Source organism: Flavobacterium sp. Root935 (genome assembly GCF_001429295.1).
Lineage (GTDB): Bacteria > Bacteroidota > Bacteroidia > Flavobacteriales > Flavobacteriaceae > Flavobacterium.
The window spans coordinates 128,004-152,984 of record NZ_LMJL01000012.1 but is presented as its reverse complement, the minus strand read 5'-3'; the positions used below and the strand labels follow the sequence as shown (position 1 = coordinate 152,984).

General features: G+C 32.1%; 31 protein-coding genes. 22 read left to right on the top strand and 9 right to left on the bottom strand.

The genetic code is table 11. The features are described from left to right. Positions 1–37 precede the first annotated feature (37 nt). The 9 genes from ASE40_RS15460 (at position 38) to ASE40_RS15425 (ending at position 5,986) form a co-directional block, all read left to right on the top strand. Positions 38–364 (top strand): hypothetical protein, encoded by a 327-nt coding sequence (locus ASE40_RS15460; protein WP_057117989.1) that lies wholly within the window; start codon positions 38–40, stop codon positions 362–364. A gap of 83 nt (positions 365–447) precedes the next feature. Next, positions 448–1,641, top strand: a complete 1,194-nt coding sequence (locus ASE40_RS15455) for a hypothetical protein (protein ID WP_057117988.1) — start codon at positions 448–450, stop codon at positions 1,639–1,641. A gap of 277 nt (positions 1,642–1,918) precedes the next feature. After that, on the top strand, positions 1,919–2,638 hold the full coding sequence (locus tag ASE40_RS15450; protein ID WP_057117987.1) for a hypothetical protein: 720 nt from the start codon (positions 1,919–1,921) through the stop codon (positions 2,636–2,638). Positions 2,639–2,641: 3 nt separating this feature from the next. After that, positions 2,642–3,118 carry a hypothetical protein gene (locus tag ASE40_RS15445; RefSeq protein WP_057117986.1) on the top strand — a complete coding sequence of 159 codons (477 nt, stop codon included), beginning with the start codon at positions 2,642–2,644 and terminating at the stop codon, positions 3,116–3,118. 114 nt (positions 3,119–3,232) lie between these two features. After that, positions 3,233–3,631 (top strand): hypothetical protein, encoded by a 399-nt coding sequence (locus ASE40_RS15440; protein ID WP_057117985.1) that lies wholly within the window; start codon positions 3,233–3,235, stop codon positions 3,629–3,631. 103 nt (positions 3,632–3,734) lie between these two features. Beyond that, positions 3,735–3,911 (top strand): hypothetical protein, encoded by a 177-nt coding sequence (locus ASE40_RS22055; RefSeq protein ID WP_157848516.1) that lies wholly within the window; start codon positions 3,735–3,737, stop codon positions 3,909–3,911. Next, on the top strand, positions 3,904–4,449 hold the full coding sequence (locus ASE40_RS15435) for a hypothetical protein (protein ID WP_057117984.1): 546 nt from the start codon (positions 3,904–3,906) through the stop codon (positions 4,447–4,449). Before ASE40_RS22055 ends, ASE40_RS15435 begins: the two co-directional genes overlap by 8 nt. A 157-nt stretch (positions 4,450–4,606) precedes the next feature. Continuing rightward, positions 4,607–5,128 carry a hypothetical protein gene (locus ASE40_RS15430; protein ID WP_057117983.1) on the top strand — a complete coding sequence of 174 codons (522 nt, stop codon included), beginning with the start codon at positions 4,607–4,609 and terminating at the stop codon, positions 5,126–5,128. 6 nt (positions 5,129–5,134) lie between these two features. Further along, positions 5,135–5,986 (top strand): hypothetical protein, encoded by an 852-nt coding sequence (locus ASE40_RS15425; protein ID WP_057117982.1) that lies wholly within the window; start codon positions 5,135–5,137, stop codon positions 5,984–5,986. 235 nt (positions 5,987–6,221) lie between these two features. Here ASE40_RS15425 and ASE40_RS15420 read toward each other — a convergent pair whose 3' ends face one another. Further along, positions 6,222–6,473: a hypothetical protein gene (locus ASE40_RS15420; protein WP_057117981.1), complete on the bottom strand. Its 252-nt coding sequence runs from the start codon at positions 6,471–6,473 to the stop codon at positions 6,222–6,224. A 125-nt stretch (positions 6,474–6,598) separates the two neighbouring features. On the opposite strand from ASE40_RS15420, the gene ASE40_RS15415 reads away from it, so the two are divergent. Further along, the gene (locus ASE40_RS15415) at positions 6,599–7,003 is read left to right on the top strand and encodes a hypothetical protein (RefSeq protein ID WP_057117980.1); all 405 of its coding nucleotides are present in this window, start codon (positions 6,599–6,601) and stop codon (positions 7,001–7,003) included. 52 nt (positions 7,004–7,055) lie between these two features. After that, positions 7,056–7,499 carry a hypothetical protein gene (locus tag ASE40_RS15410; RefSeq protein ID WP_057117979.1) on the top strand — a complete coding sequence of 148 codons (444 nt, stop codon included), beginning with the start codon at positions 7,056–7,058 and terminating at the stop codon, positions 7,497–7,499. A gap of 189 nt (positions 7,500–7,688) precedes the next feature. Here ASE40_RS15410 and ASE40_RS15405 read toward each other — a convergent pair whose 3' ends face one another. Beyond that, positions 7,689–8,072, bottom strand: a complete 384-nt coding sequence (locus tag ASE40_RS15405; RefSeq protein WP_057119777.1) for a hypothetical protein — start codon at positions 8,070–8,072, stop codon at positions 7,689–7,691. 86 nt (positions 8,073–8,158) lie between these two features. Next, positions 8,159–8,575 carry a hypothetical protein gene (locus tag ASE40_RS15400; RefSeq protein WP_057117978.1) on the bottom strand — a complete coding sequence of 139 codons (417 nt, stop codon included), beginning with the start codon at positions 8,573–8,575 and terminating at the stop codon, positions 8,159–8,161. 143 nt (positions 8,576–8,718) lie between these two features. Between ASE40_RS15400 and ASE40_RS15395 the strand changes: the two genes are divergently transcribed. Then, on the top strand, positions 8,719–9,948 hold the full coding sequence (locus tag ASE40_RS15395) for a multidrug effflux MFS transporter (RefSeq protein ID WP_057117977.1): 1,230 nt from the start codon (positions 8,719–8,721) through the stop codon (positions 9,946–9,948). A gap of 147 nt (positions 9,949–10,095) precedes the next feature. On the opposite strand, the gene ASE40_RS15390 is transcribed toward ASE40_RS15395, so the two are convergent. The 4 genes from ASE40_RS15390 to ASE40_RS15375 all read right to left on the bottom strand — a co-directional run bounded on the left by ASE40_RS15390 (position 10,096) and on the right by ASE40_RS15375 (position 15,135). Continuing rightward, positions 10,096–11,361 (bottom strand): NAD(P)/FAD-dependent oxidoreductase, encoded by a 1,266-nt coding sequence (locus ASE40_RS15390; RefSeq protein WP_057117976.1) that lies wholly within the window; start codon positions 11,359–11,361, stop codon positions 10,096–10,098. Positions 11,362–11,444: 83 nt separating this feature from the next. Next, a complete protein-coding gene (locus tag ASE40_RS15385; protein WP_057117975.1) occupies positions 11,445–12,779 on the bottom strand; it encodes a DEAD/DEAH box helicase in 1,335 nt (444 codons plus the stop codon). A gap of 174 nt (positions 12,780–12,953) precedes the next feature. Further along, positions 12,954–14,492 carry a DEAD/DEAH box helicase gene (locus tag ASE40_RS15380; RefSeq protein ID WP_057117974.1) on the bottom strand — a complete coding sequence of 513 codons (1,539 nt, stop codon included), beginning with the start codon at positions 14,490–14,492 and terminating at the stop codon, positions 12,954–12,956. 109 nt (positions 14,493–14,601) lie between these two features. Next, positions 14,602–15,135 carry a DUF6155 family protein gene (locus tag ASE40_RS15375; protein ID WP_057117973.1) on the bottom strand — a complete coding sequence of 178 codons (534 nt, stop codon included), beginning with the start codon at positions 15,133–15,135 and terminating at the stop codon, positions 14,602–14,604. A 104-nt stretch (positions 15,136–15,239) separates the two neighbouring features. On the opposite strand from ASE40_RS15375, the gene ASE40_RS15370 reads away from it, so the two are divergent. Together ASE40_RS15370 and ASE40_RS15365 are read left to right on the top strand one after the other, a co-directional pair. After that, positions 15,240–15,524 carry a DUF3817 domain-containing protein gene (locus ASE40_RS15370; protein ID WP_057117972.1) on the top strand — a complete coding sequence of 95 codons (285 nt, stop codon included), beginning with the start codon at positions 15,240–15,242 and terminating at the stop codon, positions 15,522–15,524. Further along, positions 15,517–16,773 carry a mechanosensitive ion channel family protein gene (locus tag ASE40_RS15365; RefSeq protein ID WP_057117971.1) on the top strand — a complete coding sequence of 419 codons (1,257 nt, stop codon included), beginning with the start codon at positions 15,517–15,519 and terminating at the stop codon, positions 16,771–16,773. The genes ASE40_RS15370 and ASE40_RS15365 overlap by 8 nt, the downstream gene beginning before the upstream one ends. Before the next feature lie 93 nt (positions 16,774–16,866). Here the strand turns inward: ASE40_RS15365 and ASE40_RS15360 are convergent, their stop codons facing one another. After that, positions 16,867–17,283, bottom strand: coding sequence for a hypothetical protein (locus ASE40_RS15360; RefSeq protein WP_057117970.1), 417 nt, complete (start codon positions 17,281–17,283; stop codon positions 16,867–16,869). A gap of 70 nt (positions 17,284–17,353) precedes the next feature. On the opposite strand from ASE40_RS15360, the gene ASE40_RS15355 reads away from it, so the two are divergent. The 3 genes from ASE40_RS15355 to ASE40_RS15345 all read left to right on the top strand — a co-directional run bounded on the left by ASE40_RS15355 (position 17,354) and on the right by ASE40_RS15345 (position 19,405). Continuing rightward, on the top strand, positions 17,354–17,761 hold the full coding sequence (locus ASE40_RS15355) for a hypothetical protein (protein ID WP_057117969.1): 408 nt from the start codon (positions 17,354–17,356) through the stop codon (positions 17,759–17,761). Between the two features lie 19 nt (positions 17,762–17,780). Then, positions 17,781–18,356 carry a Crp/Fnr family transcriptional regulator gene (locus ASE40_RS15350; protein WP_057117968.1) on the top strand — a complete coding sequence of 192 codons (576 nt, stop codon included), beginning with the start codon at positions 17,781–17,783 and terminating at the stop codon, positions 18,354–18,356. A 77-nt stretch (positions 18,357–18,433) separates the two neighbouring features. Further along, a complete protein-coding gene (locus ASE40_RS15345; protein WP_057117967.1) occupies positions 18,434–19,405 on the top strand; it encodes a zinc-binding alcohol dehydrogenase family protein in 972 nt (323 codons plus the stop codon). 67 nt (positions 19,406–19,472) lie between these two features. Here the strand turns inward: ASE40_RS15345 and ASE40_RS15340 are convergent, their stop codons facing one another. Continuing rightward, positions 19,473–21,449 (bottom strand): thiamine pyrophosphate-dependent enzyme, encoded by a 1,977-nt coding sequence (locus tag ASE40_RS15340; RefSeq protein ID WP_057117966.1) that lies wholly within the window; start codon positions 21,447–21,449, stop codon positions 19,473–19,475. A gap of 188 nt (positions 21,450–21,637) precedes the next feature. Here ASE40_RS15340 and ASE40_RS15335 point away from each other — a divergent pair, with 188 nt between their 5' ends. The 5 genes from ASE40_RS15335 (at position 21,638) to ASE40_RS15315 (ending at position 24,929) form a co-directional block, all read left to right on the top strand. Next, positions 21,638–22,588, top strand: coding sequence for an isopenicillin N synthase family dioxygenase (locus tag ASE40_RS15335; protein WP_057117965.1), 951 nt, complete (start codon positions 21,638–21,640; stop codon positions 22,586–22,588). A 110-nt stretch (positions 22,589–22,698) separates the two neighbouring features. Then, entirely contained in the window at positions 22,699–23,031 is a 333-nt protein-coding gene (locus ASE40_RS15330; protein ID WP_057117964.1) for a translation initiation factor, read from the top strand. 111 nt (positions 23,032–23,142) lie between these two features. After that, a complete protein-coding gene (locus ASE40_RS15325) occupies positions 23,143–24,012 on the top strand; it encodes a nucleoside phosphorylase (RefSeq protein ID WP_057117963.1) in 870 nt (289 codons plus the stop codon). A 51-nt stretch (positions 24,013–24,063) separates the two neighbouring features. Next, complete coding sequence (locus ASE40_RS15320) at positions 24,064–24,456, top strand: VOC family protein (protein ID WP_057117962.1); 393 nt, start codon at positions 24,064–24,066, stop codon at positions 24,454–24,456. Then, a complete protein-coding gene (locus tag ASE40_RS15315) occupies positions 24,456–24,929 on the top strand; it encodes a DUF4265 domain-containing protein (protein WP_057117961.1) in 474 nt (157 codons plus the stop codon). The genes ASE40_RS15320 and ASE40_RS15315 overlap by 1 nt, the downstream gene beginning before the upstream one ends. Positions 24,930–24,981 lie beyond the last annotated feature (52 nt).

The following is a 24,981-nucleotide window of genomic DNA, read 5'->3' as shown; positions in this document are numbered from 1 at the left end:
AAAACTTCTTAAACATAATCTTCTAATACCTTAATATATGTCAACAATTTTACTTTTAATCCAAAAACGAGAAAATTTGCTTTTGGAATTAGCTGGATTAAATCATGATTTAAATGAATATTCAAAAAATCCTGTAGAGACTGTCGATTTACTTGGTTTAAAATATCAGCATGATTTTACGATTAGAGAAATTAAAAATATTGGTCAGCAGATAAATGTTTTTTTTAATTCTCAGATTTCAAATTATAGGCAGAAATTTTTTGAAGTTGAAAAGAAAATAACTGAAGCAATTTCAAAGAAAGAATTTACGATAAATGATTTACCAAAAAATCATTATTCACTTTGGCAGGATTCGGAAAATTAATTTTTTGCTACTCCCCTTTCGATTTTTCAATAGTTGCCGTAGGGTATAACGGCAACTAACTCACTCAAAACCTACTAAAAACAATGATTTCATATAAAGAAAGGCATCAAGCCCAAACTAAATTCAAAAACAATAATTTAAAACCTACTCTTATAAATATAGACTACTTAATTATCAATTTAGAGGGTCAACCGTTTGGAGAATTTCCTGAACATTCAAAGTTTCGCTTAAAACCTTACGAATACGGAACTAAGATTTTTGAGCTAAGAGCAGATTTATATTATGAGGATTTAAAAATCGGTATTTACACAGCAAGACCACGCTCAGCGATTATGAGCGAGCAATTTGCTCAGCTTCAATTTGAAAACAATCTATTTTACACATTATCTAACGACGCTTTAAAAGGTGTCATAAATGCTTTTTGCGATGAAACGAACTACTTATTTAAGTCTATTAATAGACTGGATATATGCCTTGACAAGTCTGATATCAACAATTCTTACCGTAATTTATATAGTAATGTGGTTGCAGGTAACTACCTTATTTCGGGGCGTCCAAAAAATTTACAAAGCTATTTTGAAACCTACAAAGGGAAATCAATACTTAACGGCTTCCAAATTGGGAAAAGAACATCTGATAAAATAATACGATGCTATAACAAAACGCTGTCTTTACAGCTGACCGAAAAGCCATACATAAATGAATATTATGCAAATAATGGTTTGAAAAACGACAATGTTTGGCGTTTTGAATATCAGTTAAATTCAGCGTTTTTTAGAGGTCTTAACGAACATTCAAAAGGAAATGTAAATATCAGTCAGGCAATGACTTGGGGTGTTTTTGATAAAGCAAATCTTTATGAGTTATTGAAAATCGCTAATAAAGGTTTTTTTGAACTTCGTGAGAATACTGGCAAAAGTCAAATCAATAAAGAAAAGCTCATTACTCTTTTTGATTTTGATTTTTTACAGTCCCAAATTACCAAATTCAATCCCGTAATCAAGCGTTTAAAAAAGGTTGTTCTTTCTTCGACAACAATTAAAAAACGTCTTGCAAAATCTCTATTTAGAGAATATTACGCAAACAATCAGGATATATCTTATATCGTCGCTCTAAATCTTTTACTTCAAGATATGGACATGACTACTGAAAACCAACTTATTGTTTGGTTTCAAAACAAATTACATTTCTATCTACACGAATTTAGAACAAAGGAAAAATTAGTAAATGATTTTGATTCTGAATTATTCCACGAACATCAACTTTTATTTTTATAAGCCATGAAAACACAAAATACAAGCCAAAAAGTAACTAAAACCCAATTAATGCATATTCTTGAATTAAGTTATAAAACTGCTTGCAAAGAGTATCAAGTTATACTCGATTCCTTAGAATTAAAAAGGAGTTATTTAACTGTACAAGACCTAATTAATTACGGCATATTATAGGGATAATTAGGGAAAATTGTGGAATTATAGGGAATTTTAGGGAACGTCAAATAATAGTTGCAATAACCTTTGTGAAAGAAATTTAAACAAATAAAATTTATAACAAATGAAAATTGCAACTATTACAGGCGTTACAAAATCGCCAGAACTTCAAGTAACAAAAGCAATCGGTGCTTTAATTCTTTCAAGTGATGTGCCGTTATCAGGTTTAACTACTGAAAAAATTAGTATTTACATTGAACGTGGAAACGGCTCGAATGTCATTTTAGCAAATAAAGTTTTGCTTAAAGATTTCATTTTAGCAAGTACCTACGGAACTGAAAATACACAGTCCGATGAAGATAATGCTTTGATTGCATTATGTGAATTAGCAGACGAAGGTTCAATTTATCTTGCAGATAAAGAGAGTATTAAAATTACTCTTGAAGATTTAATTGCAGGTAAACGCTACGATTTACACGGAATCGAAGAGCCACAGCAAACAAACAATTTATTCTTTTTTGAACAAAAATCTGTTGCTTCTGAGGAGTTCAACAAAAAAATTGATGTTCAGGGATTTGATTTGGCTGTCATGACTGTTGACGATTCAGTAAGTGATTTGTCTTACCAGTATTCAAACGGTCAGGTAGTTAAATACCTTCCTTTTGAATTGCAAACATTAAGCCGTGATATTGACCCTATTCAAGCTGTTCTTGCAGATGGGAAAGTTTTACAAGGTTTAACGGATAGATTAACCTTGCCTTTAGTGGCTGTGGTTGGTATTGAAATCAATAAGTCGCAAGGCTCAATTATTAATTTCGTCGTAAGATGTTTAAAAACTGTGTAAGCTATGGGATTTTTTAAAAAAATTGGAACAGCGATTAAGAAAAACGTTTCGTTCAAAAATTTGGTAAAGGTCGCTACTCCTATTATGGGTGCTATTCCTTTCGTTGGTGGAACTGTTCAAAACATTTCGCAGAATTTGCAAGATGCTCACGAAGCAAAAAAAGCGAATAAGCAGGCTGAGGAAGAATACAATAAACAGATGGCTTTAAATACGGCAAGTCAAGCGGTTGGTGCTGTAGCGAATGCAGGTTCTCAGATTTTTGCAAAAGCCGTAACAACTGGGATTAATGACGGTTTAAGTACTGGTTTTGTTCAGGGTTCTGGTCAGGTTGGTGCTACTGTCGTAAGTTCAACTATTAAGGTTTGGTTTCAAAGAAACTGGAAAATTGTTTTAGGTGCTGTCGCTGGTCTTATTGCATTGATTTGGTTTTTAAGACGTGACCGCAATAATTCAGGAAGAAGAGTTGCTAGAAAAAGATAGCAAGCCGAAAAATTACTATCGAATCTATCTTATTGTATTTCTGATAGATTCGGCAGTAATCATAGTAAAAAAACTGGCTGAAATCATATTATTAATTAAACACATTATAAAGTAATGGCACAAAATAGAAAAAATTCTAATAATCAGAATTACAACAATAATAACAATAACCAACAAAAGGTAAAGCATTCAGGTGCAAAGTACACTACTTACATGCCTGTTACTGGTCCGAATAAAGGTGTTGAACAGCATTTAACAACTGGTTGGAGATTGTCTAAAGGAGAATTGATTGCAATTAAATGTGTAACTACAAATAAATCAAATCTTTCTGAAAAAGGTTGGTTTGGTTCTGTAGCATGCACTTTTACAAACACTAAAACTGGTGTTCAATCATTTCACTGGGGTACAATGCAGAAAAATGGCGGTAAAGTCGTAATTGACAGTATGGCATTTGTAATTAATCCACGTGCGAAAAACGGAGGTTATGCAGGTACATTTATTCGTTCGAACTAATGTTTAGGTTCATATTAAAGTTCCTCCCTCTTATACTTCATGAGGGGGTCGATTTACTCAAAGAGCATTTAGAAAAAAGAAAACAATTAAAACAAAATAAGTCATGAAAAATTTGAAAGGAATTGTTTCGATAATTGGTATTATCGTAAAATATGGTGCGGTTGTAACCGCTATTTTAAAAGGTATTCAGGTTGTGTCGGATGAATTAAGCAAGCTAGATTTCGGAAAAGATGAACCTCAAGCACCTGCCAAACCTTTAATTACAGAAGAAAATGAGTAGTTATTTAGGTAGAAAAGAATTAACTCGAGGTATTCGAAATAATAATCCGGGTAACTTGGTTTTGACAAATATTGCTTGGCAGGGAAAAATACCAAATGCTCAAAATACAGATAAACATTTTGAACAGTTTACAGAAGTAAAATACGGTATTCGTGCCATGTTGCGAGATTTGACAAATGATATTGATAAAGGTAAAAATACCGTAAGAAAGCTTATAACTGAGTATGCCCCACCATTTGAAAATGATACTCAAAAGTATATTGAGGTTATCTCAAAAGCTGTCGGTTTAGACCCTGACCAAACAATTAAAATTGTAGATGCAAAATTTTACTTAGTGATTGCCCGTGCAATTATTAAACATGAATGCGCACCCGATCACAATTTAATTTACGATTCAGACATTCAGGATGCTATTGACATTATGGGAGATTACAACCTTGCAAGTGTTACCGTAACGGCTAAGAAGAAATTCAAGTTCAATTATTTGATTATTCCCGTGCTACTTTTTTTTTATACTGTTTACAGCGTTACAGTCTAAACAAACGCCCAAAACGATAAAATTATTAATTCAAAAATTTAAACAAGATGTTAGATAAAATCAAACTTTTTTACGCAAACAATAAAACTATTGCAAATGTTGTATTAGTTGCTTTAGCAGGATTCTTAGCTTATAAATTATTTAAGAAGAAATAATTATGGCTCAAAGAGAGATAATTAATAGAACAAAGAGCCAAGCCAATACTGTTTGGCTCTTTGATTTTCTGCAAAAATACTGGCTTTTAGTTGTTGGTATCATTGTGTGTTATCCATTATTGAAAAAATGGTATGCTAAATTCACGCAAGATGCTGAGGAAAAAGCTTTGGAAGATGCAGAAAAGGATTTAAGAATTGCAGTTTCTAACCCAATGACAAAGGAAATTGAATTGAACAAAATTACACCTCGTAAAGAAGTTCATGATATAGCAGAATCTTTGGCGGTTTGGTTAGGAACAAATAAGCAAACGAAAGATTCTCCTTGGTACACTTGGATAACTGAACCAATGTCTAATTTCGAAAACGAGAGAGAGACTATTAACGAGTTATTGAAAGTAAAACAAGTTACAACTGTTCCTTTAGTAATCGGCTGTTATTATGTCATTACACGCCGTGATTTAAAGGCTGATTTAAAAAAATATTTATCAACCTCGGACTTAAAAAAAGTTCCTTTATTTAATTAAAACGACATGAATTATATACAATATATTGATGATACATACGCAGTAAAAGTAAAGGAAATTCCGTACTATGATGAACAGGGTTACGCTGTAAAAGATATTCAAACACCATTTTTCATATTGTCGCTTTTCATCGACAATAAACGTGTGAATGGCGTTTATTTTAATAACTACGATAGTTTGGCTATGCTGTCAGTTATTAATGATTTAGGTAACGTCGATTTAAATGTTATTCCTGAAAATCATTTTGCTACTGCTTTTACAGAAATATTTCTTGGAGTTCCTTACTCTACTGGTTCGAGTATTCAGATTTCAAATTTTAGTGATTTTCAAAAGAAGCCATTAAGATATTTAAAAGAGTATAAATTACCTCAATTTCGTTTAGATGGTAGATTTTCTCAGGGTTCAGGTTATGCTTACGATACTAGGGTTTATTCTTTGCTAAAACTTGGTACAATTCAATCAGACAATAAATTCTATACAGCATTTTATGATACTTATAGAAATGGTACTCATATTGATAATTTAGAATTTCAGGGAGAAAACCCAAATTACATTAGAAACGGTTATGACTTGGTTACGTCTTTTCCTGTTCAGAATAACGGTAGTATTGTTCAATTTGGAGATTTTTACGTAAAAATGACTACAGTTAATCCTTATCCGTATGGTCTTAGCGTTTTTATATTCACGGATATAAGAACTAATGAATTTTGGTCTTATGTGAATTATATTGAAGCGGGTACGAGTATTATTAAAAAAGGAGAATTTGATATTTCAACTTTTGTTTGTGTGAACGGAGGTTTTAAGATTAAGAATCTTCTTTATGGGATAGAGTTACAAATAAGTAATATTTATGGCTAATACTACACCTACTCCTTATAGTTGTACAATCTTTAATAAAGATAAAAGTATAAGACCAATAAAAGTTGAGTTTTGTAAATCAATATATTATCTACATAACTGGTGTAAAAATGTCGGATTTGATTATCACTACATTAATATTTACAACCGTAAAACAGGTAATTATATTTCTCGCCAATATTTCAATGATTATATAATAGATAAGCCTTTGTATTAATTTACAAAGGCTTTGCTATTATGAGTTATATGTGTCTTCGATTAGTTTTTCAACTGTTTCAACCTTATCAAGTAATGAAATTTCTTTTCCGCAACTTAATCTTATATCTGTTCCTCCGTTTATGTTGGAAGAAATACAAGTAATTTGATTTAGGTAAATAACATATTCTATTGTATTAAGTTGTTTTGTTGCTTGGTTTAAAAAATTATCAGGATTAAAATTTCCCTCGTCTAAATTTATACTACTAACAGTTAGCTTAATACTTTTCATATTTATTAATTTTTAATTTTTAATATTTTACTAAGGTATAATTATTTATTCTTTTATAGCAATTGACAAAGTGAAATTAAATTTTTTATCTGTAGCATATTAAATACATTTGTAAAAAAAGTTTGATGGAAACATTAGGAATATTTGCAGGTATATTTGGTACTTTTATCGCTTTAATAACGTATTACAAGACCTTTCATTCTAAACCAAGTTTTGATGAAGAAAGAACTAATATGTTAGGAATGTATAAAGCTAATCAATTTATTTGTTTGGAAATACAAGATCTAATGCAAAAGTACATTGATGAAAAGAATGGGGCTAATCATGAATTTGCTACAGGTATAACTTTTCAAGAATACCTTGATAAATTTAAATCAGAATGTGATAATGGTCTTTCTGATAAGCTTTTTGAAGAATTAAAAAATAATAAAAGTTACACCAAAAGTAACATTGAAACCTTTTTAAAGGGCTTAGAACATCAAAATAGTACTTTTATATCTTTGAAAGGCTATATATTACTAAAAGTATAACTGGCATAATATTTGAAATATTTAGTAATTATAAACTCACAAACAAAACCACATGAAAAAAATTACTTTATTACTTATTATATTGTTTTCTTCTGCTGTATATTGTCAAGATACTGACATGAAAATTTACATCGAGAAAACAGAGCCTGTTTCTATTGAACAATACGATTTTATTAAAAAAGTAAATCAATTTTATCCTGACATACTTGTAAGCAAACAGGTTACAAATAATATAGTCAATAATTTAAAAGTGCAGGAAATATTAAGTACTGATTTTCTTTATGAAACTCCTAAAGATTATGATGCTTATAGAGTATCAATAAGTAAATCAAATACTTCTTTGGATTATTTTTATAAATTAAAGGACGGTACTTTTGTTAGTGGAGATATTCGACTATTTGCGGGTTCAGTTGTTCGAACGGTCTATAAGTTGAAAGGTAACTTTAAAACTATTCAATATTATGTCGACGGAAAATTATTGAATGAAATAAAATAATTAAATTAAAACTAATAAATAAGCCCCAATAAAACGGGGTTTTTTTATGTCCTTATTTTTTTTATACCTTTACTTTACTGCAAAATAGGGGTTAAAAATGCTGTTAATAAAGTTGTTAACATCTTCTTGGACATACTGCAAATCATACTATAAATTATAGTTCAAATTAAAATAACTCTGAGAGAAGAGCTATTCGTATAATTTATTCAAAATTACATCTTTAGGAACCAAATCTCCGCCACCGCGTTTTGTGAATTGTAAAACTCCTTCATTCGTAATTAAAACTGCGCTTGCAGAAATTCCATCTTTATCTTTAAGTTTGATTTGAGCTCTGTCGCCAAGCGGATAAACATATCCGGAAACTTCTAAGACTCCAGAATTTAATTCTTTATGTTCACTGGTAACTTCTGCAGTTCCAAAAATCGCATAATTAGATTGTGCGATTGTAATTGTGAAAATATATTCTTTTTTACAGTTTTTACAATTTTCATTGCTCCAGGTTCCAGAAAATCTATTATGCTGTGAATATGACTTTAGAGAAATTAAAATTGCCAGAAAAAGAAATTTTTTCATTGTAGATTGTTGTATAAAAATTTGAACCAAATATAAAACAAAAAAAGCATCATGAATCATGATGCTTTTTCTAAGTTTAATAAAAACTATAATTTTTTCAAATAAACTGATTTTCCATTTAATGAAACGTCAATTTGATTTGTTTTTTCATTGAAAGTTGTTCTCAAAGCATTTCCGTTAAAAATTGTAACGTCGCCGTATACGTGGCCAGCTTCATTTGAAACATAATCAAAAACTACTTTTTTATTACCAGGCTCAATTCCTAATTTGTAGCTTGAAAATTTTGTGCCTCTCAAGTCAAAATCCTGCTGTGTATCAATAACATTTCCATCTGCATAAAAATTTGTTACAGATTTACTTAAAGTTATATCAGGATAATACTGATTTACTTTTTTTAAGAGTTCGTACTGGGCAACACTGGCCTCTTCTTGTTTTGATGTGATAGTTTGAGCAAAAGAAAGAGATGTAAATAAAATGGTTAATAGTAAAATGTACTTTTTCATATTTTTTAAATTAATGATTAATAAATAGTTACGCCAAAATATTTGGCAATAACTGTAATTTATTGTTATAAACTTCTTGAAGTTATACTACAAGGTATGAAATCTTTACCTTTGCACGAAATTAAAAGCCTTTTTTTAAGAAAATGACAACAAAAAAATATATTCAGCTGATCCTCATTTTAGGTTCACTTACAGCTTTAGGTCCCTTTTCTATTGATATGTATCTGCCTGGTTTCTCTGGAATTGCAAAAGATTTAAATACAACTGTAGCAAAAGTTTCGATGAGTTTATCGAGTTATTTCATCGGTATTTCCGCAGGACAATTGCTTTATGGACCATTATTGGATCGTTTTGGACGAAAAAAACCGCTCTTCATCGGTCTACTTGTTTACATTTTGGCTTCTTTAGGCTGTATTTATGTTGCTGATATTGATTCTTTTATCTTACTTCGTTTTGTACAGGCAATTGGAAGTTGTGCTGCAACTGTAGCTTCTGTTGCAATGGTTCGAGATTTGTTTCCTGTAAAGGATATTCCAAAAGTATTTTCACTTTTAATGCTTGTTGTCGGGCTTTCGCCAATGCTGGCGCCTACAATTGGCGGTTACGTTACAGAAGATTTAGGCTGGCACGCCGTATTCTTTATATTAATGTGTATGGGAATTGTAATTTTAGTGGCGTCTCAAATTGGGCTTCCAAACACTTATAAACCAGATACTTCAATTTCATTAAAACCAAAACCGATTATTACTAATTTCTTAGCCGTTTTAAAAGAACCTCAATTTTATACGTATGCTTTCACTGGAGCAATAGCTTTCTCAGGATTATTTTCTTATGTAGCAGCATCTCCTATCGTATTTATGGATATTTATAAGGTTGACGCCAAAACTTACGGTTGGATTTTTGCTTTAATGTCTGTGAGTTTTATTGGATCAAGTCAATTAAATTCGATATTGTTAAAGAAATTTTCTAGTGAACAAATGATTTTTGGAGCATTAATTTCTCAATCAGTAATTAGTATTATATTCTTGATTTTAGCTTTAAATGACCTGTTAGGATTATACCAAACTATCGGAATGTTATTTTTATTTTTGGCTTGTTTGGGAATTTCAAATCCGAATACAGCTGGATTAACGCTTGCTCCTTTTGCTAAAAATACAGGAAGCGCATCTGCTTTAATGGGAGCTATTCAGTTGGGATTAGGTGCGTTAGCATCATTTGCAATTGGTGTTTTCGTAAAAGATTCTGTAGCTCCAATGGTTGCCATTATGGCAACTACAACTATAACAGCATTTATTATTTTAAATATCGGGAAACGATTTATAAAAAATAAAGTAGAACTTTCGGATAGCGATGATGTTATGATTGCTCATTAAAACTTTTAAATTTTCAATTTTTTAAATTCCAAATTCCAACTTATAAAAAAGCAGAATCTAAAAATATAGATTCTGCTTTTTTTTGATTCCTATCTTGGAATTTGGAATTTAAAAAATTGGAATTTAAAGTTTTGGAATTTAAAAATTCTAACTTTGCTGTCTTTTTTCTGGTCGAATAATCATTCTAAGAGATTGATCTTTTGCGAAATAAGCAACCATCCAGTTCCAGAATGTATTTAATCTGTTTCTGTAAGTGATCAAAGAAATCAAGTGAATAAACAGCCAGATAACCCAAGCAAAAAATCCTTTAAAATGCCATTTTGGACTTGGTAAATCTACTACAGCTTTGTTTTTTCCAATGATTGCCATAGAACCTTTGTCTTTATACATAAATGGAGTCAAAGGTTTATTTTTAACCATAGCTTTAAAGTTTTTAGCTAGATTAAGTCCTTGTTGAATAGCAACTTGCGCAACCTGCGGGTGTCCGTCAGGGAAATTTTTATCTCCAGCAGTAATTGCTGTATCACCAATCGCATAGACATTTTCTAATCCGTTTACTTTATTGTATTGGTCAGTCGCCATACGTCTGCCGCGGCCATAACTTTCTTTCGGAATTCCTTCGAAAATTTTAGCAGAAACTCCAGCGGCCCAGATTAAGTTTTTAGTTTTAATCGTTTCTCCACCTTCAAAAAACACAGTATCATCTACATAATCAACAACTTTAGTGTTTAGTTTTACCACAACTCCTAATTTTGTCAACGCCTCTAAAGTATCTTTTTGAGATTCCTTACTCATTGGAGACAGTAAAGCATCTCCTCCATCAACTAAATAAACATTACTTGCAGATGTATCTAATTCTGGATATTCTTTTAAAAGTATATTTTTTCGCATTTCTGCAAACATTCCAGAAACCTCCACTCCTGTTGGTCCTCCTCCGGCAACTACGATGGTCAATAATTTGCGTCTTTTGCGCATATCTTTACAGATAGCAGCCTTTTCTAGGTTTTTAAGCAATGCGTTACGCATTTCGATGGCATCATTTAATGTCTTCATCGGAATGGCATTTTTCATTACGTTTTCCATGCCAAAGTAGCTGGTTTCGGCTCCAGTTGCAAAAACCAAATGATCGTATGTCAATTCTCCATTGTTCAGCACGATTTTCTTTTCTGCTGGGACAACAGATAATAATTCACCTAAACGAAACTGCAGGTTTTTTTTACCTGCAAAAAACTTTCTAAAAGGATAACTGATGCTTGATGGCTCCAAAAAAGCCGTAGCAACTTGATATATAAGTGGTGGGAAAAAGTTATAATTATTCTTGTCTACAAGTGTTACTTGTATTTGAGGATGGTCTACAAGTTCTTTTGCCAGATTGATTCCTGCAAATCCACCTCCAATAATGACTATTTTCATATATGTTGTTAATTTAAGTAGGATTATAAAATTATTCCTTATAAATGTACAACTTTAATATACAATGACAAAAGTCATAATTATTACTTTTTGAATTTTTTAACAGGTTTTTCAACTATATCGATTTTGTTCTGCAAAATATAATTTGCCATCAATTTCTCTATTAGTTCTTCTTTTGTTAAATGATGAAAAACAGTTTTTACTTTTGTTTTTAGCTCATTTGCAATCTCATGATTTGGTTTTGTTTTGAAGATTTGTTTTGCCCACAAAAGCATATTGTTTTCTTCCAGACTTGCTGCAGATGGTTTTTTAAATTCTAAAAATTTAATTCCCAATTCTCTTTCAAAATCGGCAATTTCAGCAGTTTCTTCTTGTTGTAAAACTGTTAGAGAAAGTCCCTTTGCTCCTGCCCTTGCTGTTCTTCCACTTCTGTGAACATAATTTTCGTATGTATCAGGAAGATGGTAATTCACCACATAAGAGATTTCTTTTACGTCTATTCCTCGAGCAGCCAAATCGGTAGCGACTAAAATATTGATATGTCCTTCACGAAATTGCTCCATAATCCTGTCACGGATTCCCTGGCTCAAACTTCCATGAAGTGCTCCAGATGAGAACTTATTTATAGCCAGATTTTTAGCCAGTTTATTAACTGCAGCTTTTGTTTTACAGAAAATAATACCACGTTCCCCATCTTTTGAATTCAAGAAATGCATTAAAACTTCCAGTTTTTCGATCGGATCAACAACAATATATTCGTGATCAATTCCTTCGTTTCCAACAGTTTCCATATTCGCACTTACTTGAACTACATTTTTGTTCAAATAATTCTGAATCAGTTGTTTGATTGTTCCAGGGAGCGTTGCCGAAAATAATAGTGTACGATGTTTTTTTGGTAATTCAGCGACGATTTCGTCTAAACTTTCTTTCAGGATAGCAACCATTTCATCGGCTTCATCCAAAACTAGATATTCTGTCTGCTTTAGATCAATTGCTTTACGCTGAATCAAATCGATAAGACGTCCTGGAGTTGCTACAACAATTTGTGCGCCTTCTTTAAGTCTTTCAATTTGTGGTTTTATCGGAGTTCCTCCGCAGATTGAAGCAATAGATATATTAGGAATATATTTTGAAAATCCTTCTAAGTTTCTAAAAATCTGCTGTCCAAGTTCTCTAGTAGGAACTAAAATAACAGCTTGAACTACAGTTGATTGTGAATTGACCAATTGTAATATTGGTAAACCAAAAGCAGCAGTTTTTCCTGTTCCAGTTTTTGCTAAACCCACAACGTCATGGATTTCAGACAGTAAAAGCGGAATTGTTTTTTGTTGAATTTCAGTAGGTTCAACAATGTTTAATTCGCCTAAAGCTTTTAAAATTGGCGCTGAAAGTCCTAATGTTGAGAATTGTTTAGACATATTTATTTAGTTTTTGTTTCAAGTTTCATGTTTCAAGTTACACAGAAACTTATTAAGTTGTAAAGGAGAAATCACATTTGCTCTGAAATGCTATTTCTCCTTTTGTAAATATATTAATGTTTTAGATTCCAACAACTTGAAACATGAAACCTGAAACTTTTCAACTAAAATTTATCAATCCGGTTCGTTCATGATTTTCTCACGATATTTTTTACCGATTAATAAAGTTAATCTTTGTTTGTAATCGTCTACAAGCCATTCACGGTAGTTTTTACTGCACTGGCTCAAACATTTAGAATAACGCTTAATACGATCTTCTATATCGTCATCAAGTTCTTTTGCTAATGATTTTGCTTCCTGTAATGTTTCTGTATTGTCTACACACATTGCAGCATGCTGATCAAGCGATTTATCTAAAACTACTTTTGAACGAAGATTTTGTTTGATAATTAATTTATGTTCTTCATCAACATCAAAGGTAACATCGGCAGTTTTACTAAATTTAGCTCGCAATTCTGGCGGCATGCTATATTTGAAAAACAACTCAATTTCATGGTCATCACGCAGATTTTCCAAATAAAACTCTGGCGATTTAAAAATGTGCTGCCAGTTTACAGGATCGCTCCATAAACCAAAACGTGCGGCATTATTTCCTAAATCAATAACTGTAAATTCGTCTTTTCCAGGTAACTTACGAGAACCACGACCAATCATCTGAAAATAAAGCGTCAGAGATTTTGTTGCTCTGTTCAAAATAATAGTTTCTACAGTCGGCTCATCAAAACCAGTTGTCAAAATTCCAACAGATGTCAAAATCGCATCTGGAGTCTTTTTAAACCATTGCAAAATGTCTTTACGTTCTTCAGAACTGCTTGTATTATCAAGGTGTCTAATATCGTAACCTGCTTCTCTAAATGTTTCATAAACATATAAAGAAGTATGAATACCGTTATTGAAAATCAATGTTTTCTTGCCTAACGAACGTTCTGTATACGCATGAAGCAGTTTTTCCTGCATCAAAGTATTCGTATACAAATCATCAGATGATTTTACTGTATAATCACCATTGATACCTACTTTTAATGACGTTAAACCAACATCATAACTATAAGTAGTTGCTCTAGCCAAAAATCCTTTGTCAATCAATGACCCAATTGTATCACCAACAATAAGTTCGTGGTAGCTTTGGTGCATTGGTAATTTTATATTGGAACTCAAAGGCGTTGCTGTTACTCCAAGAATAAAAGCATTTTTAAATGAGTTTAATAATTTACGAAATGAATTGTAATGCGCCTCATCAATAATAACCAAACCAATATTATCCAGATGAAGTTTTTCATCATTAATACGGTTTTTTAAAGTTTCAACCATCGCCACAAAACATGAAAAATCGTTTTGGTCAGGAAGTTCTTTTACCTTACTATTGATAATTTTGTTTGTAACACCAAAACCTGTCAACATCTTTGAAGTTTGTTTACAAAGTTCGATACGGTGCGTTAAAACAACCACTTTTTTATCATTATTAGATAAATAGCGGCGAACGATTTCAGAAAATATTACTGTTTTTCCTCCTCCTGTTGGAAGCTGGTACAGTAAATGGTGTCTTGGAGGAGCATTGTCTAAACGGTCAAAAATGGCATCAATATCACCTTTTTGATATGCATACAGTTCTTTTTTCTCTTCTCTTTCTATTTCTAAAGTGTTTTGAGACATTGTTTATTTTTGGATTTTTGCAAAAATACACCGAAAAAACAGTTATTCATCTTATTTTAACCTAAAATAAATGTTTTTTTTAAACTAAGATTTTTTATGAGAGAGGCATTTAGTAGTCGATTTTCTCCAAAATGGCTTCAAAATCGTACTTATTTTTCCATTTTTGGTCTAAAGTTTCTTGCTGAATTGCATTAATTCGCAATTTATATTCGTTAAAAATGCCATTTGAGACAATAAAATTAACGGCCTGCTCAAAAGAATTAAATATACTTTTGTAAAATAATTCTTGTTTTATGAAATTTTGAGAAGAATAAGTCTGGGCAATTTCAATATTATACAACATTATATCTGCAATCACGAAAGCATCAACTCCAAGCATAATAAAATGTTTGATAAGCTTTTGAGCGACAGATCTTCGCATTTTGGCTCTTGGGCGCCATTTTGCTCCTGGCTTTTTAATCGGAAAATATTCGTGCGAAATTTTAACTTTGGCATCCTGAAGTAATTTGTCTTCTTTCGGATTAAAAACAAAGTCATAATATACTTTTACTGGACTGAATTTTTCATACAATTCGATCAATTGTTCTTCGAGTTGTTCCTTATTTAATTCGGATAAATATTTTTTTAAATCGCGTTTGCTCATTATCAAAGTTTAAGAATACAAAAGTAAATTACTTTCTTGATACATAACTTAAAAACCAACCATAATACTTAATTTTGCTGCTATAATTTAAAAAAATAGTATCAATGCTCAAGATTTTTAAAGTTACAGCCATCCTAGAAGGAATTTCTTACTTAGTGTTATTCGCTAATATGCTTATTATCAAAACGAATAATCCTGAACTTTATCATACCTTATTACGTCCGTTAGGAATGACACATGGTGTTTTATTTATCGGATATATTATTTTGGCTTTTTTATTGAAAAAATCTCAAAATTGGGATTTAAAAACTTTTGGGATCATTTTAATCGCTTCTCTTATTCCTTTTGGAACTTTCTATATTGAGAAAAAATACTTAGAAAATGCATAAGCTTTTGGATAAAGTATTCAATTTTTTATATCCTGTTTTTAGAGATTGGGGAATGAGCCGCAACTTTGCGTCTTATATCAGTTTGATCTTTAACATAATTATTTTAATAGCATTAGCATACGTTATTTACTATGCTGCCAAATTTGTTTTAGTAACCCTGACAGCAGTTTTTGCACAGCGTACTAAAACAAAATTTGACGATTATTTAATCCAAAACAAAACCACAAGATATACTGCTTATTTAATTCCATTTTTCTTTATTTATAAAGCAGTTCCAATTATTTTGGATAAGTACGATTATTGGGAATTATTGTTCGGAAAAATAGTTGGTATTTATATTGTATTACTTGGATTATGGATCGTTAGAACTGTTTTTAATTCGTTACGCGATTATTTAAAACAAAAACCAGAATACAGCGATAAACCGATAGATAGTTTCGTTCAGGTAATTATGATTGTGCTTTGGATTTTTGGAGTGGCACTTATTATTTCAACTTTATTCGGAATCAAAAAAGGCGAACTTTTAACCATTCTAGGAACGCTTTCGGCAATTATTATCTTGATTTTTAGGGATACCATTCTTGGATTTGTTTCCAGTGTTCAGGTTGCAATCAACGATATGGTTCGTATCGGCGACTGGATTACAATGGATAAATTTGGTGCTGATGGAGATGTTATTGAAATCAATTTGACGACAGTAAAAGTTCGAAACTTTGATAATACCATTACCACAATTCCGACTTATGCTTTAAGTTCAGATTCTTTTCAGAACTGGCGCGGCATGCAGAAATCAGAAGGAAGACGTATTAAAAGACATGTTCTAATAAAAAGCAGTACGATTCGTTTTTTGAATACTGAAGATCTGGCTCAAATGCGAAAAATTCAGCTTATTACAGCTTATATTGACAGTAGACAAGCCGAGATTGAAAAATACAACGATTTGAGAGGTGTTGACAAAACGCTTTCGCTAAATGGACGTAATATGACTAATTTAGGTTTGTTCCGAAAATACATCATGCAGTATTTGATGGATCATCCGGGATTGAATAAAAACATGCATATTATGTGCAGACAATTGCAGTCAACAGCCCACGGAGTTCCGTTAGAAATTTATGTGTTTTCAAGTGATAAACGCTGGGCAAACTACGAATATATTATGGCAGATATTTTCGACCACGTTATGGCTTCTGTAGGTTATTTTGATTTGGAAATATTTGAACTTCCTTCTCAGATTGGAAAATTAGAATAGTTTTTTTTGTTTCAAGTTTCAGGTTTCAAGTTATCGCAAAGAACCTGAAACCTGAAACCTGAAACCTGAAACCTGAAACCTGAAACAAATCCCCTACTCCTCTATTCTCTCAAAAATAAACTCTGAGTTATTGTACTCAATTGGAACTCCAGGTACAAAACAGGGAAGATTGAAGTAAGTTCCGATAACACCTTTTCCTAAGTAAAGTTTGTTATCCTTCTTTAAAAGTGCCAGTGGAACTCTTTTCCAGCTTCCGCCAAAAGAAATATAATGATAATCGCCTCGAAGTGTATCGCCTTTAAGATCACCTCTTACGTCACCAGAATCTTTTCCATATCCGTAACGCGAAATTTCATATCGTCCATAAAAACGTTTGTCGTTCATATGAATATCTAAAACCGCAGTATCTTTATTGTTTACAGCACGATAAAGGGCATGATTATATTTATCTTTATCTTCTTTTGAATTGCAGGAAACTAGCAGTACGCTCAGAAATAGAAATAATCGCATATTTTTATTTTATAAAAAACAAAAATAGGTTTTTACTGTGGGATTATTTATTTAACTTTAAAGAAAAAACATGGCAGATAGAGACACTTTTTTAAAAGAATTCAGAGGCGAAACTTTAGGAACTGTAAGTGCTCAATCTTCTCCAGATGAGATCTTTCAAAATCAAACCATTCGACCTATTTTAAAGCTTCAAAACGACCTTTTTGTAGCGGTTTTTATAAATTATGTGAATAAAAACAAACCAGATTTTTATTCGTATTCTGTTGAAAGGAAACTGCAGACAATTGAAAATTCAATTCAAAAAGATATTAAATTCAGAAATTCTTTAAAAGGAATTGTAATGGCGCTTTTCACCATTCAAGAATACGATACTTATATTCAAAATTCTTCAAGTTTAAATAAAAGAATGATGAATTTGTTGATAGATCGTTTGAAAAATCAAGTGCAGCTGTTTGAAGTAGAATCGGATTCGAAGTAGAATTTAAATTGAAAAATTAATGTTCGACCAATTCCGAAATAAATTCCCTGTAACCGATGAAAAATGGATTGAATACACCAATTATTTCAATCGCATTGAAGTTGCTGCCAAAACAACTCTTTTAGAAGAAGGGGAAATTTCAAAAAAACTTTTTGTTATCGAAAAAGGCTGTATTCGTGTTTGGTTCAATCATAACGGAAAAGATCTGACTTCGCAGTTCTTTTTCGAAAATCAAAGCGTTTCTTCTATTGAAAGTTTTATGAAAAAATTTCCGAGTCCGGTTTTTATAGAAACAATCGAACCTTCTGTTTTATGGTGGATTCATAAAGAAGATGTTGATACCATAATTGAAGAAATAAAGGAAATTCCAGAACTGCGAGACCGATTAATTAATATGCTTTTTCAGAGAACATTTGATTATATGAAACATTTTTTCTCATTTCTAAAAGATTCTCCTGCTCAGCGTTATCTTAGTTTAATTGAAGAAAAACCTCAAATAGTACAAAGAGTGCCACAGCATTATATTGCTTCTTATTTGGGTGTGAGTACAGTTCATTTAAGCCGGATAAAAAGTAAACTGCTTCAAAATAAATAGCTCTTTTCATTTGATAACAAATGTTATCGTCTTCCCGCAAATGGCTCTATAATTTTGCTTCATAAAATTTAATAATTATGAAAGCAGCAGTAGTTTATAAAAAAGGCGAATTACCCAAATATGCAGATTTTGCAGAACCAATTGTATCAAATGAAAACGAGGTTTTAATTTCGGTTAAAGCCGTTGCGATTACCAATTTAGACAAAGGAATTGCCAGCGGAGATCATTATTCTTCAGAAAATGAAAATCAAAATGGATTTGTAGTCGGCAGTGATGCTGTTGGAGTTTTGGAAAACGGCACAAGACTTTATGCACGCGGAATTTCTGGAACAATTGCTGAAAAAGCTTTAGTAGAAAAAAGCAGAATGGTTGTATTGCCTGACGGAATTGACGATGCGACGGCCGCAACATTGCCTAATGCGGTTGCCGGCTCGGCAATGGCACTTCGATTTAGAGCAGGAATAAAACCTGGTGAAACGGTTTTAATAAATGGAGCAACAGGGTTTACAGGCCAAATGGCGATACAAATTGCTAAACATTATGGAGCAAAGAAAATAATTGTTACTGGAAGAAACGAAAAGACACTTCAAAGTCTTTTAGAATTAGGCGCTGACGAGATTGTTTCGCTAAAACAAAAAGACGAATCTATTATTAATCAGTTAAAACAAATTCATCAAAACTCTCCTATTGATATTGTCATTGATTATTTATGGGGACAATCGGCTGAACTTATTCTTTCAGTTTTAAAAGGAAATGGAAATTTTACACCTAAAACAAGATACGTTTCTGTTGGTTCTATGTCTGGAGATACGATTCAATTATCTGCGCAAATTCTAAGAAGCGTTGATTTGCAGTTATCAGGATCGGGTTTAGGAAGCTGGACAAAGGATGAAGTGAAATTATTATTTTCTGAAATACTTCCAGAAATGTTTCTTTTGGCTTCTAAAAATATACTAAAAGTAAATATTGAAAAAGTGAATTTATCAGATATTGAAAAAATGTGGAATGCCGAAGTTGTTGACGGAAAAAGATTAGTGGTTCTTATTTAAGATACTAAGGCTCTAAGATGCTAAGATTCTAAGTTTTTTTAACTCAGAATCTTAGTTTCTCATTATTTTAATATCTCAAAAGCTCAAGCAAAACTTCTTCAAAACGATTTCTCGGCAAAAACTGATCTTCAAGAGCTTTTGTAAACGGAATAGGCGAATCTAAACTGGCAACTCTTTTTACTGGAGCATCCAAATATTCGAAACAATTTTCCATAATCAAAGCAGAGATATCGCTTGCAATTCCACCAAACATAGTATCTTCTTGATAAATAATAGCTTTTCCTGTCTTTTTTATAGAAGCAAAAATTGTTTCAGTATCTAAAGGCTGTAAACTTCTTAAATCAATTAAATCGGCATCAATTTCTGGATGTTGCGCTAAAGTATCTAAAGCCCAGTGTACTGGCGCACCAAAAGTGATTATCGTAACTGCGTTTCCTTCTTTTAATACAGCTGCTTTTCCAAACGGAATCGTGTAGTAATCTTTAGGAACATCTTGATAAATACTTCGGTACAATAATTTATGTTCAAAAAACAAGACCGGATTTGGATCGTTAATAGCAGTGTTTAAAAGTCCTTTTGCATCGTATGGAAAAGCTGGATAAACCACTTTCAAACCAGGAGTTTTGGTAAACCAAGCTTCATTGGTCTGCGAATGGAAAGGTCCTGCCTGAGTTCCGCCTCCGCAAGGCATACGAACGACAACATCTGCTTTTTCACCCCAGCGGTAATGTGATTTTGCCAATAAATTCACAATCGGATTAAATCCTGTCGAAACAAAATCCGCAAACTGCATTTCTACAATTGCTTTATAACCGTTTATAGAAAGTCCCATTCCTGTCGAAACAACAGCACTTTCACAAATAGGTGTATTGCGAACCCTGTCTTTTCCAAAAACGTCAACAAAATTATCTGTAATTTTAAAAGCCCCTCCATATTCAGCGATATCCTGTCCCATAATGACAAGGTTTTTATGGCGCCACATAGATTGCTCTAAACTATTTCGAATAGCATCTATAAAACGAATATTTTCTGATTCAGAATTATGGCTATACTCTTCATATTCATATAGTTTATAAACATCATCTAATTCTCCGCTATAAGTTGCTTCGATTTCAGGTTCAGCATTTGCCATTGCCCAATTCTCGTCAATTTCTTGTTTGATTTCGGCGTGAAATTGGTCGTCTAATTCTGAAGTTAGAATACCATTTTCAGTCAAATATTTTCTGTAATTGGTAACTGGATCTCTTTGTTCCCATTGGTCCATTAATTCCTGAGGAACATATTTTGTACCACTCGCCTCCTCGTGTCCGCGCATTCTGAAAGTTTTAAATTCCAATAAAACCGGACGCGGATTTTCCTGCATTTCTTTTTTAAGCTGAGACAATTTATTATAAACTTCAACAATATTATTTCCGTCAATAATCCAGCTTTCAATTCCGTAGCCAATTCCTTTATCAGCAAGATTTTCGCAGGCATATTGTTCATTAGTCGGCGTTGAAAGTCCGTAGCCGTTATTTTCAATAATAAACATTACTGGAAGCTTCCAAACGGCAGCAATATTCAAAGCTTCATGAAAATCTCCCTCGCTTGTTGCGCCTTCGCCTGTAAAAACGGCCGTAATTTTTTTATTGTTTTGAAGTTTATCCGCTAAAGCAATTCCATCAGCAATTCCTAACTGCGGACCAAGATGCGAAATCATTCCAATAATATTATATTCCTGTGTTCCAAAGTGAAAACTTCTATCACGGCCTTTTGTAAAACCGTTTGCTTTTCCCTGCCATTGTGAAAATAAACGATGAAGCGGAATTTCTCTTGTAGTAAAAACACCTAAATTTCGGTGCATTGGAAGTATATATTCTGACTGATCTAAAACAGCCGTAACACCAACAGCAATAGCTTCTTGCCCGATTCCGGAGAACCATTTAGAAACTTTTCCCTGACGAATCAAGATCAGCATCTTTTCTTCGATTAGTCGGGGTTTTAATATTTTTTTATAGAGGTCTAATAATTGAGCGTCAGTAAGGTTTTGTCGGTAAAAAATCATCTAATTTTTTGTTTTTAGGTGTTTCAAATATAACAATTTGCGTTAATTTTATTCAATTCTGAAATATTTTTTTAATCAGAAATCTGCTTTTAATGTCTGAGCTTAAGATTATTTTCTAAAATATTCTATACCTTTGTTAGCGAAAGGTGCTTATGACACCTTTTGTTCTTAAATATAAAATGTAAAGTATGCAAAACATTCCTAGTGTAGACTTACGTGATTTCCTTTCGGACGACCCGAAACGTAAACAAAAATTTGTAAATGAAATCGGCAGTGCATTTGAAAACATTGGCTTCGTAGCCTTAAAAGGTCATTTTCTTGATGATCAATTGGTGAACGAACTTTATGGTGAAATTAGAAACTTTTTCGCCTTGCCAATAGAGACTAAGCATAAATATGAAATTCCTGGAATCGGCGGACAAAGAGGTTATGTTTCTTTTGGAAAAGAACATGCTAAAGGACGTAAAGAAGGAGATTTAAAAGAATTTTGGCATTTTGGTCAATACGTTGACAAAGATTCAAGATGGGCTTCAGAATACCCAGATAATGTGGAAGTTACTGAATTACCTCGATTTAACGCGGTTGGTAAAGAAGCGTATCAAAAATTAGAAAAAACAGGTGTTTATGTATTAAGAGCTTTGGCTTTGCATTTAGGTCTTGACGAATTCTATTTTGATAACTATGCAAAAGAAGGAAACTCAATTTTAAGACCTATCCACTACCCTCCAATTACTTCTGAGCCAGAAAACGCTATTCGTGCAGCGGCTCACGGTGACATTAACCTTATTACTCTATTAATGGGAGCTCAAGGTAAAGGATTACAAGTTCAAAATCATAACGGTGAATGGATCGATGCTATTGCAGAAGATGACGAATTGGTAATTAACGTTGGTGATATGTTGTCAAGACATACAAACAATAAATTAAAATCTACAATTCACCAAGTGGTAAATCCGCCGAGAGAATTATGGGGAACTTCACGTTATTCAATTCCGTTTTTTATGCATCCGGTAAGCGATATGCGTTTGGATTGTCTTGAAAACTGTATTGATGAAGAAAACCCAAAGAAATTCGAAGATATTTCTGCGGGAGAGTTTTTACACGAACGTTTAGTAGAATTAGGTTTAATTAAAAAATAAACTTAAATAAATTCTAATATAAAATTCCAAATTCCAATCTTTTGTTGGAGTTTGGAATTTAATTTTTATGAACTATATTTATTGGGATTTATTTATAGAATAAAAAAGTTATGGACTTTAAAGATCAATTAAAGAATTTATTTCCAGATCATGTAGAATCAAATGAACCAGAGCAAGTTGAAGAACAAGAACACGTTCTCTATGTTCAAAAAGAACCTATGATCTGCAAATTTGAGAAAAGAAAAGGAAAACCAACAACCATTATTGAAGGTTATGAAGGCTCTGACGAAGATTTTAAAATCTTAGCCAAAGAAATCAAAACCAAACTCAGCGTTGGCGGAACCTTTAAAGATGATTCTATTATTATCCAAGGCGATTATCGTGATAAAATTATGGCAATCTTAAAAGAAAAAGGATTTAAAACCAAACGTGTAGGAGGATAAAAATTTTAGATTTTAGATTTTAGATTTTTTTAATTGAAGTTTAGAATTTGAATAAATTGAAATTAAAATCTCAGAACTTTAGTACCTCAGAACCTTAGCAACTTAAAAAAAATGATCCAATCATCAGAATTAATACTAAATCCAGGCGGAAGTGTTTATCATTTAAACCTTCGTCCTGAACATATTGCACACGACATTATTTTTGTTGGTGACCAAAATAGAGTTGAAAAAATTACTCAGTTTTTCGATTCAATCGAATATTCAACTCAAAAAAGAGAATTTAAAACCCAAACAGGAATTTACAAAGGAAAAAGAATCTCTGTAATTTCTACTGGAATCGGTCCAGATAATATCGATATTGTTCTAAACGAACTAGATGCATTAGTTAATATCGATTTAAAGACGCGTGAGCCAAAAGAAACCTTAACTTCACTAAATATTATTAGAATCGGAACTTCTGGTTCTCTTCAGGCAGATATTCCTGTAGACAGCTTCGTGATGTCAAAATTTGGTTTAGGTTTAGATAATATGCTCCGCTCCTATTTAATTGACGACGTGTCGATTACCGAAATAGAAGATGCTTTTGTAAAACATACCGATTGGGATCCTAGAAAAGGGAAACCTTATGTAACAAAGTGTTCTGAAAAATTAGAAAAATTAATCGAATCTAGTAGAATATTTAAAGGAATTACGGCAACTGCAGGAGGTTTTTACGGTCCGCAGGGAAGAGTTTTGCGTTTGAATATTCAAGATGCTGAATTGAATAATAAAATGGATAATTTTAGTTTTAATGAAACTAAAATCACTAATTTAGAGATGGAAACAGCAGCAATCTACGGACTTTCTGCGCTTCTTGGGCACAGTGCTTTGTCGCTTAATGCTATTATCGCCAATCGTGCTTCGGGAACTTTTAGTGCAGATCCATATAAAGCTGTAGATGAATTAATTGGTTATACATTGAATAAGCTGGCTGGTAATTAATTGGATAATTTGTTAAATTAGGAAATGAGATAATTATAAAAATACTGAATTATGTTTTTGAGAGTGGCAAGACATACCAATAATCTAGAAAAAATAGAAGATTTTTATGTAAATATTCTAGGTTTCGAGCGATTAGGCGGTTTTGAAAAACATAATAAGTACGATGGAATTTTTATAGGAAAGCCAGGTTTAGACTGGCATTTTGAGTTTACAAAGTCTGAAATAGAAGCTAAACATACCTTTGATGAAGATGATATAATCGTACTTTATCCAAAAACAATTTCAAATTACAACGATTTAATACATAAACTTACACGCAATAATATTGAAATGATACCAGCGATTAATCCGTATTGGAATGAAAATGGCAAAATGATTCAGGATCCAGACGGTTATCGCATAGTAATATCCTCATTAAAAGCCATAATAAACGAAATAGAATAATGTCTGAAACCCATAAAAAAATACTATTTAAATACTATAGCGATTATCTGGACGAAGTAGTTTCTGAAACCATGTGGGCAGAAATTATAGATCTGGAAAAAGGTCTTTTTAAACTGGATAATATTCCATTTTTTGGTCCATTAATTGCAACAGACGATATATTTTATGCAGAATTCGATGAAACCGAAGAACGTTTTATGCATAGAAAAACAATACAAAATTCAGGAAACTCGATTGTACAGATCGCTATTTTAGAAAAAGGTTTTGATAAGGAAATCATCCGCGAAAAATTAAAGGCAATAAATTGTTTGTCGGAAGGATTGAACGAAACTTTTTTTGCAGCAGAAATTGCGAAAGATGTTGATTATACATTGGTAAGAAGCCTATTGAACGAATACGAGTCGCAGGAAATTATCGAATTTGCAGAACCTTGTCTTTCAGAAAAACACAGAGCAGATTTATTAAAAAACTAAACAAACAAACTTTAGAATACGCATACCAAGCAAGCAACTTAACTTAAACTTA

What these genes read in the sequence shown, in the direction of transcription:
- ASE40_RS15460 (WP_057117989.1), top strand. Translation starts at nt 38, where the DNA reads ATGTCAACAATTTTACTTTTAATCCAAAAACGAGAAAATTTGCTTTTG.
- ASE40_RS15455 (WP_057117988.1), top strand. Translation starts at nt 448, where the DNA reads ATGATTTCATATAAAGAAAGGCATCAAGCCCAAACTAAATTCAAAAAC.
- ASE40_RS15450 (WP_057117987.1), top strand. Translation starts at nt 1,919, where the DNA reads ATGAAAATTGCAACTATTACAGGCGTTACAAAATCGCCAGAACTTCAA.
- ASE40_RS15445 (WP_057117986.1), top strand. Translation starts at nt 2,642, where the DNA reads ATGGGATTTTTTAAAAAAATTGGAACAGCGATTAAGAAAAACGTTTCG.
- ASE40_RS15440 (WP_057117985.1), top strand. Translation starts at nt 3,233, where the DNA reads ATGGCACAAAATAGAAAAAATTCTAATAATCAGAATTACAACAATAAT.
- ASE40_RS22055 (WP_157848516.1), top strand. Translation starts at nt 3,735, where the DNA reads ATGAAAAATTTGAAAGGAATTGTTTCGATAATTGGTATTATCGTAAAA.
- ASE40_RS15435 (WP_057117984.1), top strand. Translation starts at nt 3,904, where the DNA reads ATGAGTAGTTATTTAGGTAGAAAAGAATTAACTCGAGGTATTCGAAAT.
- ASE40_RS15430 (WP_057117983.1), top strand. Translation starts at nt 4,607, where the DNA reads ATGGCTCAAAGAGAGATAATTAATAGAACAAAGAGCCAAGCCAATACT.
- ASE40_RS15425 (WP_057117982.1), top strand. Translation starts at nt 5,135, where the DNA reads ATGAATTATATACAATATATTGATGATACATACGCAGTAAAAGTAAAG.
- ASE40_RS15420 (WP_057117981.1), bottom strand. Translation starts at nt 6,473, where the DNA reads ATGAAAAGTATTAAGCTAACTGTTAGTAGTATAAATTTAGACGAGGGA.
- ASE40_RS15415 (WP_057117980.1), top strand. Translation starts at nt 6,599, where the DNA reads ATGGAAACATTAGGAATATTTGCAGGTATATTTGGTACTTTTATCGCT.
- ASE40_RS15410 (WP_057117979.1), top strand. Translation starts at nt 7,056, where the DNA reads ATGAAAAAAATTACTTTATTACTTATTATATTGTTTTCTTCTGCTGTA.
- ASE40_RS15405 (WP_057119777.1), bottom strand. Translation starts at nt 8,072, where the DNA reads ATGAAAAAATTTCTTTTTCTGGCAATTTTAATTTCTCTAAAGTCATAT.
- ASE40_RS15400 (WP_057117978.1), bottom strand. Translation starts at nt 8,575, where the DNA reads ATGAAAAAGTACATTTTACTATTAACCATTTTATTTACATCTCTTTCT.
- ASE40_RS15395 (WP_057117977.1), top strand. Translation starts at nt 8,719, where the DNA reads ATGACAACAAAAAAATATATTCAGCTGATCCTCATTTTAGGTTCACTT.
- ASE40_RS15390 (WP_057117976.1), bottom strand. Translation starts at nt 11,361, where the DNA reads ATGAAAATAGTCATTATTGGAGGTGGATTTGCAGGAATCAATCTGGCA.
- ASE40_RS15385 (WP_057117975.1), bottom strand. Translation starts at nt 12,779, where the DNA reads ATGTCTAAACAATTCTCAACATTAGGACTTTCAGCGCCAATTTTAAAA.
- ASE40_RS15380 (WP_057117974.1), bottom strand. Translation starts at nt 14,492, where the DNA reads ATGTCTCAAAACACTTTAGAAATAGAAAGAGAAGAGAAAAAAGAACTG.
- ASE40_RS15375 (WP_057117973.1), bottom strand. Translation starts at nt 15,135, where the DNA reads ATGAGCAAACGCGATTTAAAAAAATATTTATCCGAATTAAATAAGGAA.
- ASE40_RS15370 (WP_057117972.1), top strand. Translation starts at nt 15,240, where the DNA reads ATGCTCAAGATTTTTAAAGTTACAGCCATCCTAGAAGGAATTTCTTAC.
- ASE40_RS15365 (WP_057117971.1), top strand. Translation starts at nt 15,517, where the DNA reads ATGCATAAGCTTTTGGATAAAGTATTCAATTTTTTATATCCTGTTTTT.
- ASE40_RS15360 (WP_057117970.1), bottom strand. Translation starts at nt 17,283, where the DNA reads ATGCGATTATTTCTATTTCTGAGCGTACTGCTAGTTTCCTGCAATTCA.
- ASE40_RS15355 (WP_057117969.1), top strand. Translation starts at nt 17,354, where the DNA reads ATGGCAGATAGAGACACTTTTTTAAAAGAATTCAGAGGCGAAACTTTA.
- ASE40_RS15350 (WP_057117968.1), top strand. Translation starts at nt 17,781, where the DNA reads ATGTTCGACCAATTCCGAAATAAATTCCCTGTAACCGATGAAAAATGG.
- ASE40_RS15345 (WP_057117967.1), top strand. Translation starts at nt 18,434, where the DNA reads ATGAAAGCAGCAGTAGTTTATAAAAAAGGCGAATTACCCAAATATGCA.
- ASE40_RS15340 (WP_057117966.1), bottom strand. Translation starts at nt 21,449, where the DNA reads ATGATTTTTTACCGACAAAACCTTACTGACGCTCAATTATTAGACCTC.
- ASE40_RS15335 (WP_057117965.1), top strand. Translation starts at nt 21,638, where the DNA reads ATGCAAAACATTCCTAGTGTAGACTTACGTGATTTCCTTTCGGACGAC.
- ASE40_RS15330 (WP_057117964.1), top strand. Translation starts at nt 22,699, where the DNA reads ATGGACTTTAAAGATCAATTAAAGAATTTATTTCCAGATCATGTAGAA.
- ASE40_RS15325 (WP_057117963.1), top strand. Translation starts at nt 23,143, where the DNA reads ATGATCCAATCATCAGAATTAATACTAAATCCAGGCGGAAGTGTTTAT.
- ASE40_RS15320 (WP_057117962.1), top strand. Translation starts at nt 24,064, where the DNA reads ATGTTTTTGAGAGTGGCAAGACATACCAATAATCTAGAAAAAATAGAA.
- ASE40_RS15315 (WP_057117961.1), top strand. Translation starts at nt 24,456, where the DNA reads ATGTCTGAAACCCATAAAAAAATACTATTTAAATACTATAGCGATTAT.